Below are 16483 nucleotides of genomic sequence, written 5' to 3'. Positions count from 1 at the left end.
GTTAGCCTACCTTCGTTACGCGAACGTCGCCGATAAAGCTGCTAACGACTAACACCACGCGTTTATCGGCATCCGAATAACTCGGTGTCTCCACTGACATTTGGTTGAATATGCCTCCCCGCTTTTGATCCAGCACCTTTACGTCGCCAATCAAGCAGCTCGATATGACCTGAATGCCTACGCCAAGATCATTGGGTACATAGACTTTAACGTCTCCTATGAAGGAAGATACATAGATTCTCGTCTCGCCGATAGGAATTTGCGCTTTAGTTAAATCCAAAGTCGTATCCCCGATAAAATGAGAAATGCTCATAGGGCGCAACTCCCAATAATCTTTGCCAAGCTGGACATCCCCGATGAAACGACTATGATTGTCCCGATTGGGATTGCTCCAGTCGTGCGCTTTCCACCAGTCTTTATGTTCATGACGCTGTTTCCACCCATAAAATTGAGCGTTCGTCCTAGGCGACGACTGTTGTTCAAAAGTGGAGTTGGCCGATGTAGACTCAGCAGCCGGATCTATTTGTTTATTCGCGGCACCGGAGAGTTCGCGTTCGAATTCATCCCATTCTGGCGGTGCAGGCGGCGGTCCAGGCGGCATTGGAGGAACCGGCGGTATCGGCGGCGTAATCGGATTCCACTGTTCGCCATTCTCATGCTTATCCCTTTTACGGGGACGATTGCCTCTGAAAATCATGTTGATCCCGATGAGAATGATGGCAATCGGGCCAATGAGACGGATAATATCCGAGAAATCCCACTCCATCCACCCCATGTTCCGTCCCAGGAACATAAACCCGATGATAACTACCAGCAGGTTCCACCAGTAGGCTCCTCCGCTTTGCAGCAATAAGCCCTGCAGTCCGAATACAATCATAAGCACCGGCCAATAATGCGAGAAAAGATCCCCAATACTAATGGTTATAATTCCGGTTTGATTTAATAGAAAAACAACTCCTATTGTCACGATTACGAGTCCCCATAGCAATCGGTGCGCGATCGATGAATGCATAGCCCTATCCTCCATTACTAACGCTGAATTCTATCTGTACTCAGTATACCGAATCCTGAACAGGGAACAACAGCGGCGCGGGTTGTAAGTTTGCCTCAGTCTGCAGACCGAGGCGGCGCGTCCATGACCTTGATAAAACAAAGTTGGATCATATTTAATGTTATCTATCTTTACATTATTCGTTGACTTAGGTAACTCTCCACTATATAATGAGGTCGGATTTCCGCTTAATATGTTAGATATTCACAACATCATTAGGGGTTGAGAGAATGGATATTGCACAACTGTCGAGAGGCTTGGACACGATTTGGGTCGTCCTAACCGCTGCTATGATTTTACTGATGGAAGGCGGGTTCGCGCTTCTTGAAGCCGGATTCGTCCGTCAGAAAAACGCTGTCAGCATTATTATGAAAGTATTCGTCGACATCGCTTTTGGCGCCCTTGTGTTCTATGCCATCGGCTTCGCATTTATGTACGGTAAAGATGCAGGCGGATGGATAGGTCTCACCGGATTCTTCATGGGAGGCGATCTGACACATCTAGTCTTGAATATTTCTCACGATACCTATTGGTTGTTCCAATGCGCCTTCGTAATCGCCGTTATATCGATCGTGTCCGGCGCGGTTGCCGAACGCATCCATTTTCGCGCTTACATTATCTATACGATATTCATGACAGGTCTTATTTATCCGATTTCAGGGCATTGGATATGGTCGCCTAGCGGCTGGTTGGCCAAATTAGGAATGATCGACTTCGCCGGTTCCGCGGCCATTCATGCCTTGGGAGGATTCGCAGCCCTTGCTGCCGCTATATTCATCGGTCCGAGAATCGGGCGGTTCGGGGCTGACGGTAAAATCAACATTGTCTCCCCCTCCAACCTTCCGCTCGCTTCCGTCGGTGCCTTCATCCTTTGGTTCGGATGGTTCGGCTTTAACTCCGGAAGCACGTTAAGCGCTACTAACGAGAGCATTGGGCATATTGCGGTTACGACGATGCTCGCTTCCGCCGCGGGATGCGCGGCCTGTATATTGTTCACTATGTTGCGCTACCAGAAAGCGGATCCTCCAATGGTCATTAACGGCGCATTGGCAGGACTAGTCGGGATTACGGCAGGCTGCGCTTTCGTATCCGACGCTGCCGCTATCCTTATCGGTGCGGTATCGGGAATCGTCATGGTGCTTGCAAGCGAATGGCTTGAGAAACGAAAAGTCGACGATCCCGTGGGCGCATTCGCCGTTCACGGCATTAGCGGCAGCATCGGAACGCTGGCGGTCGGGCTATTCGCCATGCCGGGGGCGGCCGCACATTCCGGATTGTTCTATGGCGGCGGTTGGTATTTACTTGGGATTCAGGCTCTCGGACTAGTCGTCGTGGCGATTTGGGGATTCTTCTTAACATGGTTCGTACTGAAGTTGATTCAACGATTCAAACCGGTGCGCGTATCACGGGACGAGGAGCTGATCGGGCTTGACGTAGGCATACATGGCGTTCCCGCGTATAGCCAGGACCACGACTTCCTCGATATGGAGCAGCTTCGGTTTCCATCGGAATAAACTTATCCATAAAGAAAAGGTTGGGCAGGGTGGCTGCTCAACCTTTCTCTTTATGGATATCAATTTAAGTCATGATAGTATTTCAGGAATAACCGCGGGAACGGTACCTTCGAGCATCGCTTGGTAATTGGAAACCTCGAGGCGCAGCGAACGAACTTTCTCCATCGGCTTCTTGACGTAATGAATGTATTCAACGGCTAAATGATGATCGGGCTTTTTGCCCGTTAACATGCGGCGAAGCGTCGACATCGACCGATAAGCTTGCTCTTCAAATCGGATACGCCGTTCATAACGCTCAACCATCTGTTCGATGTCCGTTATTTCCTGCTCTCGTTTAGAGATAAGCGCCTCTAGGAGGGAGTGAACCTCTGCCGTCTTGCGTCGGGGAGCGGCTGTAGTCGAATTTGAAACCCAAGGCTCCGTCATGATAGATCACCTGCCTAATTCTTGTGAACTTTTATTACATTAACTATATAATACCGGATTTTTATCGTTTTGAGAACGGGTTATGGGAATAAATTTGTCAAGAAACCACAATATCGATGCCGATTACGCCAAAAGCGGCGCCATCAATTCTTCGCAGCGGCATCGATACCGTCATACAAGGCCGTTTCGTAATAGCCGAGATATAAACTTCAGAGATGAATGTCTCCCCAGTCATAGCCCTCTTCCACCATTCGCGTCCCCTTGCATTTAACAATCCAGCTTCAGGCTCCGAGAATACGAACGAGCCGTCGCTTCGATTGGACCAAATCGCTTCCATCCCCGTAGTACGTTTAAGCCAGCCCCCCAACACTTCGCGATGCGCCTCTTCCTCCATCCCCGCAAGTGCCGGATCAGAAGCCAGCGTACGCAGTAAATCTGACCAACGCGCCGTATCCGCTGCGATCGCGCCTTCCCAATCTCTGCCTCCGGCAGTTTGAACCGCAGCAATTAATTCGTCCGCGGACTCCTTCAACTCTTCGGAAACACGGCCTAAATTGTTGATTTCCGTTCTTTGCCTTTTATTCTGAGCTAACGTATCATCAACGCTGTTTATGGTTAAGCTAACGGACTCCACGACCTCTTCCAACAGGGAACTGGTGGCAGTCGTTCGATCCGCTTGCTCCACGGCGAATTCCAACGTTTTACTTACATGCTGGTCAACCTTCAAGAACGAATTAAAGATGATATCCATCTTTTCTCGCGTTTTGTTCATTTCAACCAAACCGAGAGATACTGAATTTTTCTCGCGATCCACGGAGCTAACGACTTGGCGAATGCCGGACTCAATATTCTGAACGATGCTCGTCGAGCGTTTAACGGCTTCCCCGCTTTGCTCGGCTAGCTTCTTTATTTCTTGAGCGACAATGGAAAACCCGCGTCCATGCTCCCCTGCGTGGGCCGCTTCGATTGCGGCATTCAACGCCAGAAGAGACGTTTGCGTGACGATCTCTTGGATCAACTCGTTGATTTCACCGATCTTCGACGCCTGGGCAATTAAGTCATTCACACGTTCTTCCATCGAGCCGTGATTTCTGGATAGGTCGTTCATCACTTCATCGGTATGATTCAGCGAGCGGCAAACCTCTATGACGACATCTCTGGTCTTCTGGCTTTGCGAGTTCAACTCTTCGGTAACTCCACGAATTTCTTGGGAAGCGGCCGATACTTCTTGCAAAGAGGAGAACGCTTCTTCTAAACGAACCATGGCTGTCTTGCTAATGTGGCGAAGCTTCTCTTCCTGATCGGCCGATCTGTCGGCGATGGCATCTAGCTGACTCATGCTTGAGTCCACTTCAGACACCGCAGCTTGAAGGCGATCCGAAATGACGACCGCTTCCTCTACCATATGGCGGAGCGCTTCTGGATTTTCATTTACTGAGGCGACTGGAATTTGTGAGACAACGCTTGATTTATCAGGTTTAGAAATGAACCACCGTCTCCACTGCGCCATCTCTCATCACTCCAACAAATCGATTGTCGATTACGTTACTTTTCCTAACATTATATAACGTGTTTTGACAAAAAGGAAGAGGACCCTAACGGGTCCTCCTCTAAAAAAGCCTTTATTCACCCGAAAATCTCACATGTACATGGCACATCTTTAACTAATGGAGACTAACGATTGGACGGATTAGAATTCTTCTGCGCAGCTTTATTAGCTGTACTGTTACTGACGTTCGATTCCGATGCAAACTCGGTTTGATAAGCGTTTGCATTACCCTGTTTCTGTTTTTTGTTTTTTGCCACTGCTTCCCTCACCTCCATAACATAGCATGGACAGAGGGGTTTTGGATTATGTATGTTGCTCTTCGTCTTTGACTTGCGTTTTTAACTTCGCTTTGCCGCGGTGAATCCGGGCTTTGACCGTTCCGACCGGCAACTGCAAAGCCGTTGCGATTTCGTTGTCTTTTAACCCGTAATAGAACTTGTACAATAAGAGCGTTCTTGTAACAGGATCCAACCGCCCCAACAAATCAGACAGTTCCATCATTGATTCCGGCTCGAATACAGACGTTAATCCAGCGAACTCGTCTTCCAGATGGTCGTAGATCCTCTCGTGGCGCCTTGCACGATTAGCATTCGAAGCTAAGTTCGAGGCAATGGCTTTTGCCCAAGGTATGAGCTTATCCTTATGCCGCAACGTAGACTTCTTCTCTAATATACGCACCCAAGCCTCTTGCACGACATCACCCGCATCGTTCTTGTGCCAAAGCTTGTGGCGAACGACTTTAAGCATCTGGGAATAAAGCTCGCCTAATACTTCATCTTCTGACCGGAATGTTTCCGGATAATCAGAATCACGGAGGAAGTTCATGTACCAGCCACTCCTAAACGGATGCTTATTATAAGTAACCCTATTCTATCATAAACGCGAGAAAAAGAGAATATTTTACATTTAATAGGAAATAAGCGACAAAGTTATTGAAAGCTGGCTTTTGCAAAAAATGCTCCTTAAGTTTGGCGGCTTAAGGAGCAGCAGATTTAATCGACTCGTTTAGAGGTGATTTCTTCCGTGATGCGAGCAATAAATTCGTCAACGGATTGTGCACCCAGATCACCTTCGCCGCGGCGACGCACCGATACGGTTCCGTTTAACGATTCGTTCTCTCCGATAACGAGCATGTATGGGACTTTTTCCAACTGAGCTTCACGAATTTTGTATCCGAGTTTTTCGTTGCGCAAGTCCGATTCAATCCGCACGCCGGCTCTTTGCAGCTTCTCCGCGACCTCTTTAACATAAGGCTCATAAATAGGATTAACGGGAATGAGTTTAGCCTGTACGGGAGATAACCAAAGCGGCAACGCACCCGCAAAATTTTCCAGCAAAAATGCGGTCATACGCTCCATCGTACTGATGATTCCGCGATGAATGACGACGGGGCGATGCTTCTTGCCGTCATCCCCGGTGTATTCCAGTTGAAACCGCTCAGGAAGCAGAACGTCAAGCTGGGCAGTCGACAACGTTTCTTCTTTGCCCAACGCCGTCTTAATTTGAACGTCGAGTTTCGGACCGTAGAATGCCGCTTCTCCTTCAGCCTCGAAGAAAGGCAAGTTAAGCTCTTCTACGACTTCGCGAAGCATCCGCTGCGACGTTTCCCACATCTCGTCGTCCGGCCAATATTTCTCCGTATCCTTAGGATCCCTGTAAGATAAACGGAAACGATAATCTTTAATGCCGAAGTCTTCGTACACCTGACGAATTAAATTAACGACGCGAGTAAATTCTTCCTTGATTTGGTCGAGACGGCAGAAGATATGAGCGTCGTTAAGCGTCATTGCCCGCACCCGATGCAAACCTGTCAAAGCTCCTGACATCTCATAACGATGCATCGTACCTAGCTCGGCAATCCGGACCGGAAGATCGCGATAGCTGCGCATGTCGCTTTTGTAAATCATCATGTGATGCGGACAGTTCATTGGACGAAGAACCAGTTCTTCGTTATCCAAAGTCATCTTAGGGAACATGTCTTCCTGATAGTGCTCCCAGTGCCCGGAAGTTTTGTATAGTTCAACGTTGGCAAGTACAGGAGTATAAACATGAGTGTATCCGAGTTTTTCCTCGAGATCGACAATGTAGCGTTCCAAAGTTTGACGAACTTTCGCGCCATAGGGCAACCAGAGCGGCAATCCCTGTCCGACCTCGCGAGAGAAGGTAAACATTTTCAGCTCGCGGCCCAATTTGCGGTGGTCCCGTTTCTTCGCTTCCTCCAGAAAATGAAGGTGCTCGTCCAGCTCCGTTTTTTTCGCGAACGCGGTGCCGTAAATCCGTTGAAGCATCTTGTTCTTGCTGTCCCCGCGCCAATACGCTCCGGCAACGCTAAGCAGCTTAAACGACTTGATTCTGCTGGTTGAAGGCAGATGCGGGCCGCGACACAAGTCGAAAAATTCGCCTTGATCATACAGGGTAATCGCCACGCCGTCCGGCAAATCCCGGATCAGCTCAAGCTTTAACGGATCGGCAATCTCTTCGAAAATCCGCAAGGCTTCTTCCCGGCTTACTTCCCGCCTTACGATCGGCAAATTTTCCTTGACGATTTTGTCCATTTCTTTCTCGATAATCGCTAAATCCTCCGGCGTAATGGACTGTTCCAGATCGATATCATAGTAGAAGCCGTCCTCGATGACCGGTCCGATGCCAAGCTTCACTTTGTCAGCGCCATAAATCCTTTTAATAGCTTGCGCTAGCAAGTGAGCGGTGCTATGGCGCATAACTTCCAACCCATCGGCAGAATCCAAAGTAAGAATTTCAAGCGATGCGTCACTGGATATAGGCGTGCTTACGTCTACAACCTTCCCATCTACTTTACCGGCAACCGCGACTTTCTTGATTCCTGGACTGATCGAAAAAGCAATGTCTTCGACCGTTACGCCAGCATCGTAAGTCCGGATCGCTCCATCGGGCAATTTAACTTGAACGGACATTTCGTATACCTCCTTGAGTTTTTGGGAAACAAAAAAACACCTCGTCCCGAAAGGGACGGGTGCTCTGTATGCGGCCCGTGGTTCCACCCTCCATCAACCGGCAATAGCTAACAACCGGCTCTCTGGCATGGATAACGGTCATGACCCGGCAGAGCATACTAACGTGTATCACAAGAGCTGATCTCACGAATTGGGCCCGGCAGCTCGAAAGGGGTCAATGCCAGTTGGGGTCGTAAGGAACTTGCAGCCAAGGTTCCTCTCTCTGTTCCGTCCAGGTCGGGCATCGGTGTCTTTCTCATCGCTTCTGAATGTGGATTAATATCGTACATTATACCTGTCTTAAAGGTTTGTAGTCAAGCTGTTAGACTCAATGTGTCGGACTCAATGAGCCGGTAAATCGGGATACAACTCCGCCCTGTCGCCGAATATTCCTATGATCGTCCGAATCACTTGCGATTCCGGCTCAGGGGTGTGAATGTACAACTGCCTGGGGGAAGCCGCCAATAACCTGCTCACGACCCGGCTTTCCTCTTCTTGTTCCTCTTCGGCTTTAAAAACTTCCTTGTCGTCGGTATCGTCGGTATCCATGAAGTCCTGTTCAAGCGGGCGCATTTCCTCATCCAACAATCGAAATGCGTGCCCTCCCGAATGCAAGACATGCACGGCCGATGTCCTAGTCTCTTGCCACTCCACCATCGATTTAAGCAAGGTCATGAACTCTTGGTATTGCCGCTCCATCAGCCTCTCCTCAATCGCGGTTTCGGCGGCTTCCTGAACTTCTGCGCGGTAGTCGCTTAAGCGGAATCGCAGAAAGCCGTCCAAGTGCAAATGTTCATGATCTTCTAAGTACAGGGAAAATCGCGAAGCCAACTTCTGCAAACGACGTTCTCTTCCGCGGCCCATCCAAGATTCACCCATTTCAGGCTCCCCGTCTAATAAAGATACGGCTTCCGCGATGAGAGCGTCGGTCTCAACGGCGTCCTTAAGGCCGAACCGAATTTGAAATAGGTTTCGGAGCAATGAAGGCTCCTGATCCGATAGCGTATATTCCGCGAGCACTCGCCCTACGCGATCGCAATAGATTTTTTTATCTTGAGGACCCGGCCCCAGCGGAAATTGACAGCGGATAAAACCATCCTCCCGGGATAATTCCCATTGAACGCTATCCACCGGGTTTTCCGTACCTACGAGCGTTCGATTCAACATTCCCGCCAGTCGTTCCAACGAGGGATGATCCTGCAAGTATTCCACAACGAATTGTACCTTCTTCAAATCCTCACCTCCATCTTTTAAGCTTGATACTTACTATATGGTGGCCTAAAAAGGGATATACGATGGGTTATTAGTTATGGTATATTTTATGAAGTTTGATCTAGAAAGGAAGTCACTATGTCTTTACCTTCATTAGGATTAAATCAGGAACGTTGGAATCGCCTGCTTTTGCAAAGTTTCTGGGCCGTATTCGTATTGTCTATTATCGTGGAATGCACATTTCTACTCGTAACCAAACTTCCCGCGAATGAATTCGTCAACTTGTACATAATTAGACCGACCATCATTATGGCTTTTATCGTTTTGCTGGCTGAAAGCGGTGTCCGTTGGCTGCCTAAGCACCACGATTACGTGCTTATCACTTCGGCAACATTGCTCGCCATTACGATAACCGCCATTCATTCCTCATTGGAGTATCTCCTATTCTTTCTCTTTTTCCCCATCATGATCAGCATATTTTATTTCCAGTACAAGAAACTGCTGTATGCCATCTTGAATACGGGCATCGCTTTGTTCACCTTGCATACCTACGATAACGAAATACATGATGCCCTCCCCCCAGTTGGCCTCCTCGCAATGACAAGCATCCTTCTTGTTTATAGCGGAATTGCTTTCGGCGTATTAGCCCGGGGCAGGGAAGTTCTCATGCATCTTCGCACTTCTTATGAATCCAACCAAGAGCTTCTCGTTCGAACGATCCTCATGGACAAGCTGGCCAAGACAGATGCGCTCACCGATACTTACAATCATATGGCTTATCACGAATTTAAGGACAATCTCGTCGAACAAGCGGACAATGGCCGTATATCGCTTTATTTGGCCTTACTAGACATCGACAATTTCAAGTCGGTTAACGACACCTATGGACATAAAGCTGGCGATGTCGTCCTTCGCACGGTAGCCACGATTGCCCGTTCGAAGACGGGAAGCAATGATATCGTTGCTCGATATGGCGGAGAAGAGTTCGCTTTGCTGTTCACGGACAAAAGCTTTCAGGTGGTTTATGATCTCGTGGAAGAGATTCGAAAATCCATCGCTTCAACGAACCATGAAGCTCTGCAAGGATTGCCGGTAACCGTAAGTATCGGCCTAAATCAATACACTCCCGGCATGGGCAAGGAAACGCTGTTCCAAGGTGCCGACTCCGCACTGTACGAAGCGAAACGCTCGGGCAAAAACCGCACCGTACTAGCCCCCTCCATTACTGGAAAAATAGGCAGCCTTGTTTAGGGGGGGCTGTTTCCACTGGTAAATAAAATAAAGCTCCGCCTCGGAATCCCGGGCGGAGCTTTTACGTAAAAGAATTAATTCTGCATCACATAATCTTTAGTAACTGTGTCGTTCTCATGATAAACTTTGATCGTTTGGTACTTCGTATTGCGCTGAGCGGGAATCTTTCCTGTTTCTCGAATGAGCTTAAGTATAAGCTCGATATTGACCTTGTGCGTCGTTCCGGCGGCGGATACGACATTCTCTTCGATCATCGTGCTTCCGAAGTCGTTGCAGCCGTAGGAAAGCGACATTTTGCCGACATCCGGACCCATCGTAACCCACGAGGATTGGAAATTGTCGATATTATCGAGCGTGATCCGACTAATCGCCAGCGTCTTCAAGTACTCTTCAGGCGTTGCCTTAACTCGCTTCATATTCGTATTTTCCGGTTGAAACGTCCAAGGAATAAAGGCCAGGAAACCTGGAGAAGGATAATTATTGTTTATGCATTCATCTTGCGCATCCCGAACGCGCAGCAAATGCAGCGCTCTTTCTTCCATCGTTTCGCCAAAACCGATAACCATCGTCGCGGTCGTGTTCATCCCCGCCTTGTGCGCGGTCGTCATGACGTCCATCCAGTCGCGCCACGTGCCCTTCAGACGGCTGATCGTCTTCCGGGTTCGATCATCCAATATTTCCGCTCCACCGCCCGGCAGCGAATCCAAACCGGCTTCGTGAAGCTGACGAACGACGTCTTCGATCGGAATATTGCCTGCGACAACCTGCATCTTGCGAATTTCGGCCGGGGAGAAGGAATGCATCGTAATTTCTGGAAATCTGGCTTTGATTGCTCTCAGTAGATCCAAATAATAACTAAAAGGCAAGTCCGGATTTGTTCCACCCTGCATCAAAATTTCCGTACCGCCCACGTCGATCGTTTCCTGAATTTTCTGGAAAATGACTTCGTCGGGAAGGACATATCCTTCTTTGGATCCGGGCGCACGGTAAAAGGCGCAAAACCGGCAATACACGTCGCACACGTTCGTATAGTTTATATTACGCCCTACTACGAACGTCGTAATCGGCTCAGGATGTTTCTTTAACATTAGCAAATTCGCCGTGTGACCTAGCTTTTCTATCTCATCGCTTTCATACAAGGCAACGACATCTTCTAACTGCAGTCGTTTTCCTTGCAACGCTCCTTCTAAAATCCGGTCCACTTGACTCATCTCTGGACCCTCCTTATTACGTGACTTTAGTCCTCTATATCGCTTATCCCATCGTAACATAAAATTACCGCGGTAGTCACCTAAGAGGCGACAAGTCCGCGGCGGTTTTGTATCCGTACTTTCGTTTCCTCGAACATATCTCTTTCATGTTCATGCAGCAGAACGTTTGGTCTGGCAAAATAAAACCCTTGTCCCATCCCGACATCAAGCCGGAATAATACGTCCGCTTCTTCTTCGCGTTCGACGCCTTCAGCTACGAGTTCGCATTTCATCTCGCGCGCTGCGGTGACGATAGCGCGAAGCAGCGTTTCCTTAATCGCAATTCGATCCACGTGCTGAATGACGGACCGATCAATCTTGATCAGCTCGGGAACGAGCTCTCCGATCCAATGCAAACCGGAATAACCTGAGCCCGCGTCATCCACCGCGAAACGGAATCCGTGCTTGCGGTAAGTTTGCAATATTTCAATCATCGCGCCCATGTCGGCAATTTGGTGACGCTCCGTAATTTCAAAGTAGATTTGCTGCGGACTTAGCGGCGGATGCCGCTCCAGACATTGCAGCACATGGGACAAAAACAACGGGTGCGACAGCGTAATGGCCGTTACGTTCAGAAATATGGGCTCCCGAATTTTTCGAGAGGCGATCTCCTCTAATGCTCGCTTCGCCACAAGAAATTCCAATCGGCTCAGCAACCGTGTCTGCGATGCGAATTGGAACAGCTCATCCGGCAAATGCAGAACAGTACCCTCGGGCCCGCGCGTCAAAATTTCCCAACCGTATATGTCACCGCTCGTTAAATTCATGATCGGCTGTGCCAATACCGAAATTGATCCTTTATCCAACAAATGTTCCATCTGGCCGCGCAAAGCTTCCATCTGCGGAGTAATAAGCCCCGTCGCCATTGCTAATGCGGATTGGTAGCTTTCCATTAGCAATTGCTCTGTATGAACGGTTTTCGTGGCAGCTATTGGTACCGATGCGGTTATAACCCGCAAGCAACTTCTCCATTCGGGTAAACTTCCGGCTAATCCGATTTCCAAATCCGAACGGATTTTATCGAACTGATGCTTCAACTCGGCGGAAATCATTAAACCTGGTTCCTTAGGAAATTGTCCTTCGACCAACAGCACGAAATCCATCTTGGCAAATTGATCGATGAATATGATCTGATGTTCACCAATGGTATTAACCGTGGACAAACGCAGGTGCCTTCGGCTGCTTTCCTGCAATCGTGCCCATACTTCCTCTGGAACCTCTTGCTGCAGCTGCGAGAAATCCAACCGATATATCGTCAAATAACACTCGACGCCCCTAGTAATGCGGTTGTTCAGCAAAGAAACAATCGGACGCCGAATCGTAAAATCCGGAGGAAAATATTTCAAAGAACGATCCGGCAATAACATCTTTAAAGCCAGAGAAAACCGATCGATCAGCGTTTGAAAATTCACGGGATTCCATCATCCTTGTCAAGGGCAGGTTTCAATCATTGTAGCACGATTCTAGAAGCCGCAATAGACGATTTTACCAAAAACCCGCAAGAATTCTGAATATTCTCGCGGTTGTATCGACTACTTATTGTATTTTATAGCTGAATTCACTGCCGAGGCGAATTTTTCAAGAGCTTCGATCAGTATGGAACGAGGACACGCTAGATTAATTCGCAAGTATCCAACTCCTTGTTTCCCGAATACGGAGCCTTCGCTGAACGCGACGCCCGCCTTATCGAACATAAGCCGCTTAAGCTCTTCCGGCTTATCGGAAATCGCCGTGCAGTCGATCCACACCAAGTAGGTTCCATCCGGCTTGATGACCTTCACGTCGGGAAGATGATCGTTCGCGAATTCGAGCAAATAATCCAAATTCCCTTCCAAATACGGAAGCAGCTGATCGAGCCATTCTTCTCCGTGCGTATAGCTGCTTTCGATAGCCGTTAGACCGAAATAGCTTTCCATGTGCAGCGACAATGTTTTGAGCAAAGCATTGTACTTACGTCGGATTTCGTCATTCGGAATAATGACCGATGCCGCTTGCAATCCGGCTAAGTTAAATGTTTTACTCGGGGCGATGCATGTAATGGAACTTTGAGCGAAAGCGTCCGATAAGGAAGCGTAAGGCACATGCTTATGGCCGGAAAATACGAGATCGTGATGAATTTCGTCGGCGACGACTAATACGTTGTATTTCATGCAAATCTCACCGATACGCTCCAATTCTTCCCGTTTCCAAACACGACCTCCCGGATTGTGCGGCGAACACAGGAGCAGCATCTTTGCGCCGTCCTTCGCCTGCCGCTCAAGCTCCTCGAAGTTAATCGAATAGCGACCGTTTTCCAGAATCAATGGATTGTCAACCACGGTACGCCCGTTCATCTTGATCACGTCATAGAAAGGGTAATAAACCGGCGATTGCAAAATAATGCCATCGCCCGGTTCCGTAAACGCGAGAACAATAAGGCTTAACGCTGGGACGACTCCGGGACTCGAGCTAATCCATTGTTGCTCGATATTCCATCCATGGCGCCTAGACAGCCACCCGATAATCGCATCGTAAAACGATTGGGTACGGATCGTATAGCCGTAAATCCCTTGCTCGGCTCTGCGGGTAATCGCTTCAACGACCTCTTTAGGCGCTTCGAAATCCATATCCGCAACCCACAACGGCAAAATGTCCGACCGACCGAACAGTTTCTCCGATTGGTCCCATTTATAAGAAGCCGTGCCTGTTCGATCTATCCGTTTGTCGAAATCATACTTCATAGCTGCATTCCCTCCAACCTGTTAACCGTTAATTTCCCGCTCCGCGGCTTCGATCGCTTGCTTTAAGTCGTTCATAATATCGTCAACATGCTCGATTCCTACGGAAAACCGCAATAAGCGGTCGTCGACTCCGATGGCGCGGCGAATTTCCTCCGGGATATCGGCATGCGTTTGGACTGCGGGATACGTCATCAGAGACTCCGCTCCGCCCAAGCTTTCCGCGAACGCGATCAGTTGAATGTGTCGAAGAATCGGCTCGATCGTCCGGGCGTCCTTCATCTTAAAGGAGAATATCCCCGTATTGCCCGAAGATTGCGAGTTCTGAATATCATGCCCCGGATGGTGCGGAAGCGCGGGATAATAAACCTCTTCGACGGCAGGATGGATCTTAAGCCAGGCTGCCAGCCTCGTCGCGTTATATTGATGACGCTCCATACGAAGCGCCAGCGTCTTCATTCCCCTCATAAGCAGCCAGGAATCCTGCGGTCCGAGAACGGCTCCTATAGAGTTGTGAAGGAATGCGATATCCTTGGAAAGCTGTTCTCCTTTGGATACAATAAGCCCTGCGAGAACATCGTTATGGCCGCCTAAATACTTGGTCGCGCTATGAATGACGATATCCGCCCCAAGCTCGATCGGACGTTGGAAAAAAGGCGTCAACAGTGTATTATCAACGATGGTTAGAAGCTTTTTTTGTTTTGCCCAAGCCGATACCTTTGCCAAATCCGTAACCATCATCAGCGGATTCGTAGGCGTCTCGATCAACACGGCTTTCGTATTCGGCTTCCGGAGGGATTCCAATCCATCCATGTCATTCGTATCCACATAGGATGCGGTAATGCCAAAGCGGGACATAACTTGCTCCAGCAGCCGATATGTACCTCCGTAGAGGTCAAGGGAAACGAGCAAATGATCCCCTTGGCTGAACAGAGCGAAGATCGTTTGCAGCGCGGCCATGCCAGAACTGCATGCGAAGCCTGCGTCGCCGCTCTCTAGATCTGCTGCCGCGGCTTCAAGAACAGCCCGTGTCGGGCTCTTAGTGCGCGCGTAATCGAATCCCGTGCTTTGACCAAGACGGGGATGGCGGAATGCGGTCGCTTGGTAGATTGGAAAGCTTACCGCTCCGGTATCCGGATCATTTTGCGACCCGATTTGGGCCAAACGGCTTTCGATGTTCATAATGTTGAATTGCCTCCCTATCGCAACGAATACTGATTTGCTTTGCCTAATTCGAAAGGTGTTGCTTGATACACGTAATAGTTCAACCAGTTAGAGAAAAGCAGGTTGGCATGGGCCCTCCAGGTGGAAACGGGAAATTTCGCGGGATCGTTGTTCGGAAAATAATTTTTAGGTACATCGATTCGCAGCCCCTTCGCTTTATCGCGGTCGTACTCCCATTTCAGCGACTGAGGGTCGTACTCGGAATGACCGGTGACAAAAATCTGCTTGCCATCGGAAGATGCCGCGATATATACGCCGGCTTCCTCGGATTCCGATAATATATCCAGTCCTTCAATCTTCTCAATGTCTTCCCGCAACACTTCGGTATGGCGGGACTGAGGGACATAGAACATTTCGTCGAAGCCCCGGAGAAGCTTCGTGTTCGGCTTGGAAATGCCATGCGGGTATACTCCGAACATCTTTTCCTCGAGCTGATATTTCGGCACTCCGTAATGATGGTACAATCCTGCTTGGGCTCCCCAGCATATATGAAGAGTCGAGGTTACGTTATCGACTGTCCAATCCATGATTTCCTTCAATTCGTCCCAATAGGTCACTTCCTCGAACGGAAGATGTTCAACCGGGGCGCCGGTAATAATAAACCCATCGTATTTCTGTTCCTTGATGTCTTCGAACGTTTTATAGAAGCTTTCCAAATGCTCGGCGGAAGTGTTTTTGGACAGATGTGTTTTCGGATGAAGCAGCACCGCTTCCAATTGCAGCGGCGTGTTCCCGATTAACCGGAGAAGTTGGGTTTCCGTTGTTTCTTTGGTTGGCATTAAATTTAAGATCGCAATGCGCAGCGGGCGAATATCCTGATGGTAAGCGACGCTTTCGTCCATCACGAAAATATTTTCCCCCGCCAATACTTCCTTAGCCGGCAAATGATCAGGCACTTTGATCGGCATGTTCATTCCTCCTCGAATGCAGTGAATTGTACAACAAAAAACGACCCCAAATGAGATAGGGTCGTGTAATAAATCGTACGCGCGCCCCTCTCATCTGTCAGAAACGATACCGTTTCCGCAAGATTTAGCACCGTGCGTATCATAAATACGTCGGTTGCCGGGCTTCATAGGGCTAGTCCCTCCGCCTGCTCTTGATAAGATGGCAAAATCTATTCGGTTGTCGGGTAAAACTATCCTTAATGTACCCGAAATTTAGATGTCAGTCAAGGTGCTCATTTCCCATGTTGTTGTGCTGTGATAATGTCACCCTATAACTGTTCTGAGATAATGTCACTATGGGACAGGAGACAGTGACATTGACCAGAGCAGAGATGAAGAAGGTATTAGTGGTGGAGAAGATCTTTGGGGG

At 48.8% G+C, this 16483-nt stretch carries 13 protein-coding genes and 1 riboswitch; of the genes, 2 read left to right on the top strand and 11 right to left on the bottom strand.

The features are described from left to right. Position 1: 1 nt before the first annotated feature. Positions 2-1012, bottom strand: a complete 1011-nt coding sequence (gene liaF / locus K7P76_RS32420; RefSeq protein ID WP_232190240.1) for a cell wall-active antibiotics response protein LiaF — start codon at positions 1010-1012, stop codon at positions 2-4. Positions 1013-1281: 269 nt separating this feature from the next. Here liaF and K7P76_RS32415 point away from each other — a divergent pair, with 269 nt between their 5' ends. Next, the gene (locus K7P76_RS32415) at positions 1282-2565 is read left to right on the top strand and encodes an ammonium transporter (RefSeq protein ID WP_232190239.1); all 1284 of its coding nucleotides are present in this window, start codon (positions 1282-1284) and stop codon (positions 2563-2565) included. A gap of 69 nt (positions 2566-2634) precedes the next feature. Here K7P76_RS32415 and K7P76_RS32410 read toward each other — a convergent pair whose 3' ends face one another. The 5 genes from K7P76_RS32410 to ytxC form a co-directional block, all read right to left on the bottom strand. Next, the gene (locus K7P76_RS32410; protein ID WP_232190238.1) at positions 2635-2991 is read right to left on the bottom strand and encodes a hypothetical protein; all 357 of its coding nucleotides are present in this window, start codon (positions 2989-2991) and stop codon (positions 2635-2637) included. A gap of 97 nt (positions 2992-3088) precedes the next feature. Beyond that, on the bottom strand, positions 3089-4501 hold the full coding sequence (locus tag K7P76_RS32405; RefSeq protein WP_232190237.1) for a methyl-accepting chemotaxis protein: 1413 nt from the start codon (positions 4499-4501) through the stop codon (positions 3089-3091). Between the two features lie 342 nt (positions 4502-4843). Continuing rightward, on the bottom strand, positions 4844-5365 hold the full coding sequence (locus K7P76_RS32400; RefSeq protein WP_232190236.1) for an RNA polymerase sigma factor: 522 nt from the start codon (positions 5363-5365) through the stop codon (positions 4844-4846). Between the two features lie 167 nt (positions 5366-5532). Next, positions 5533-7473: a threonine--tRNA ligase gene (gene thrS / locus K7P76_RS32395; protein WP_232190235.1), complete on the bottom strand. Its 1941-nt coding sequence runs from the start codon at positions 7471-7473 to the stop codon at positions 5533-5535. 381 nt (positions 7474-7854) lie between these two features. Then, complete coding sequence (ytxC, locus tag K7P76_RS32390) at positions 7855-8745, bottom strand: putative sporulation protein YtxC (RefSeq protein ID WP_232190234.1); 891 nt, start codon at positions 8743-8745, stop codon at positions 7855-7857. A 117-nt stretch (positions 8746-8862) separates the two neighbouring features. Between ytxC and K7P76_RS32385 the strand changes: the two genes are divergently transcribed. After that, positions 8863-9975 carry a GGDEF domain-containing protein gene (locus K7P76_RS32385; RefSeq protein ID WP_232190233.1) on the top strand — a complete coding sequence of 371 codons (1113 nt, stop codon included), beginning with the start codon at positions 8863-8865 and terminating at the stop codon, positions 9973-9975. 74 nt (positions 9976-10049) lie between these two features. Here K7P76_RS32385 and mqnC read toward each other — a convergent pair whose 3' ends face one another. The 5 genes from mqnC to metA all read right to left on the bottom strand — a co-directional run bounded on the left by mqnC (position 10050) and on the right by metA (position 16074). Beyond that, entirely contained in the window at positions 10050-11186 is a 1137-nt protein-coding gene (mqnC, locus tag K7P76_RS32380; protein ID WP_232190232.1) for a cyclic dehypoxanthinyl futalosine synthase, read from the bottom strand. A gap of 80 nt (positions 11187-11266) precedes the next feature. Continuing rightward, a complete protein-coding gene (locus K7P76_RS33575) occupies positions 11267-12637 on the bottom strand; it encodes an EAL domain-containing protein (protein ID WP_232190231.1) in 1371 nt (456 codons plus the stop codon). A 120-nt stretch (positions 12638-12757) separates the two neighbouring features. Then, a complete protein-coding gene (locus tag K7P76_RS32370) occupies positions 12758-13945 on the bottom strand; it encodes a MalY/PatB family protein (RefSeq protein WP_232190230.1) in 1188 nt (395 codons plus the stop codon). Positions 13946-13966: 21 nt separating this feature from the next. Next, positions 13967-15124 carry an aminotransferase class I/II-fold pyridoxal phosphate-dependent enzyme gene (locus tag K7P76_RS32365; protein ID WP_232190229.1) on the bottom strand — a complete coding sequence of 386 codons (1158 nt, stop codon included), beginning with the start codon at positions 15122-15124 and terminating at the stop codon, positions 13967-13969. Between the two features lie 17 nt (positions 15125-15141). Further along, positions 15142-16074 (bottom strand): homoserine O-acetyltransferase MetA, encoded by a 933-nt coding sequence (gene metA / locus K7P76_RS32360; RefSeq protein ID WP_232190228.1) that lies wholly within the window; start codon positions 16072-16074, stop codon positions 15142-15144. Positions 16075-16161: 87 nt separating this feature from the next. Beyond that, positions 16162-16275: riboswitch (SAM riboswitch) on the bottom strand. Positions 16276-16483: the final 208 nt, after the last annotated feature.

The sequence above is a fragment of the Cohnella silvisoli genome (genome assembly GCF_021190915.1).
Lineage (GTDB): Bacteria > Bacillota > Bacilli > Paenibacillales > Paenibacillaceae > Cohnella > Cohnella silvisoli.
Note: the sequence above shows the minus strand (reverse complement) of the source record. Positions and strands in the feature narration are given on the sequence as shown.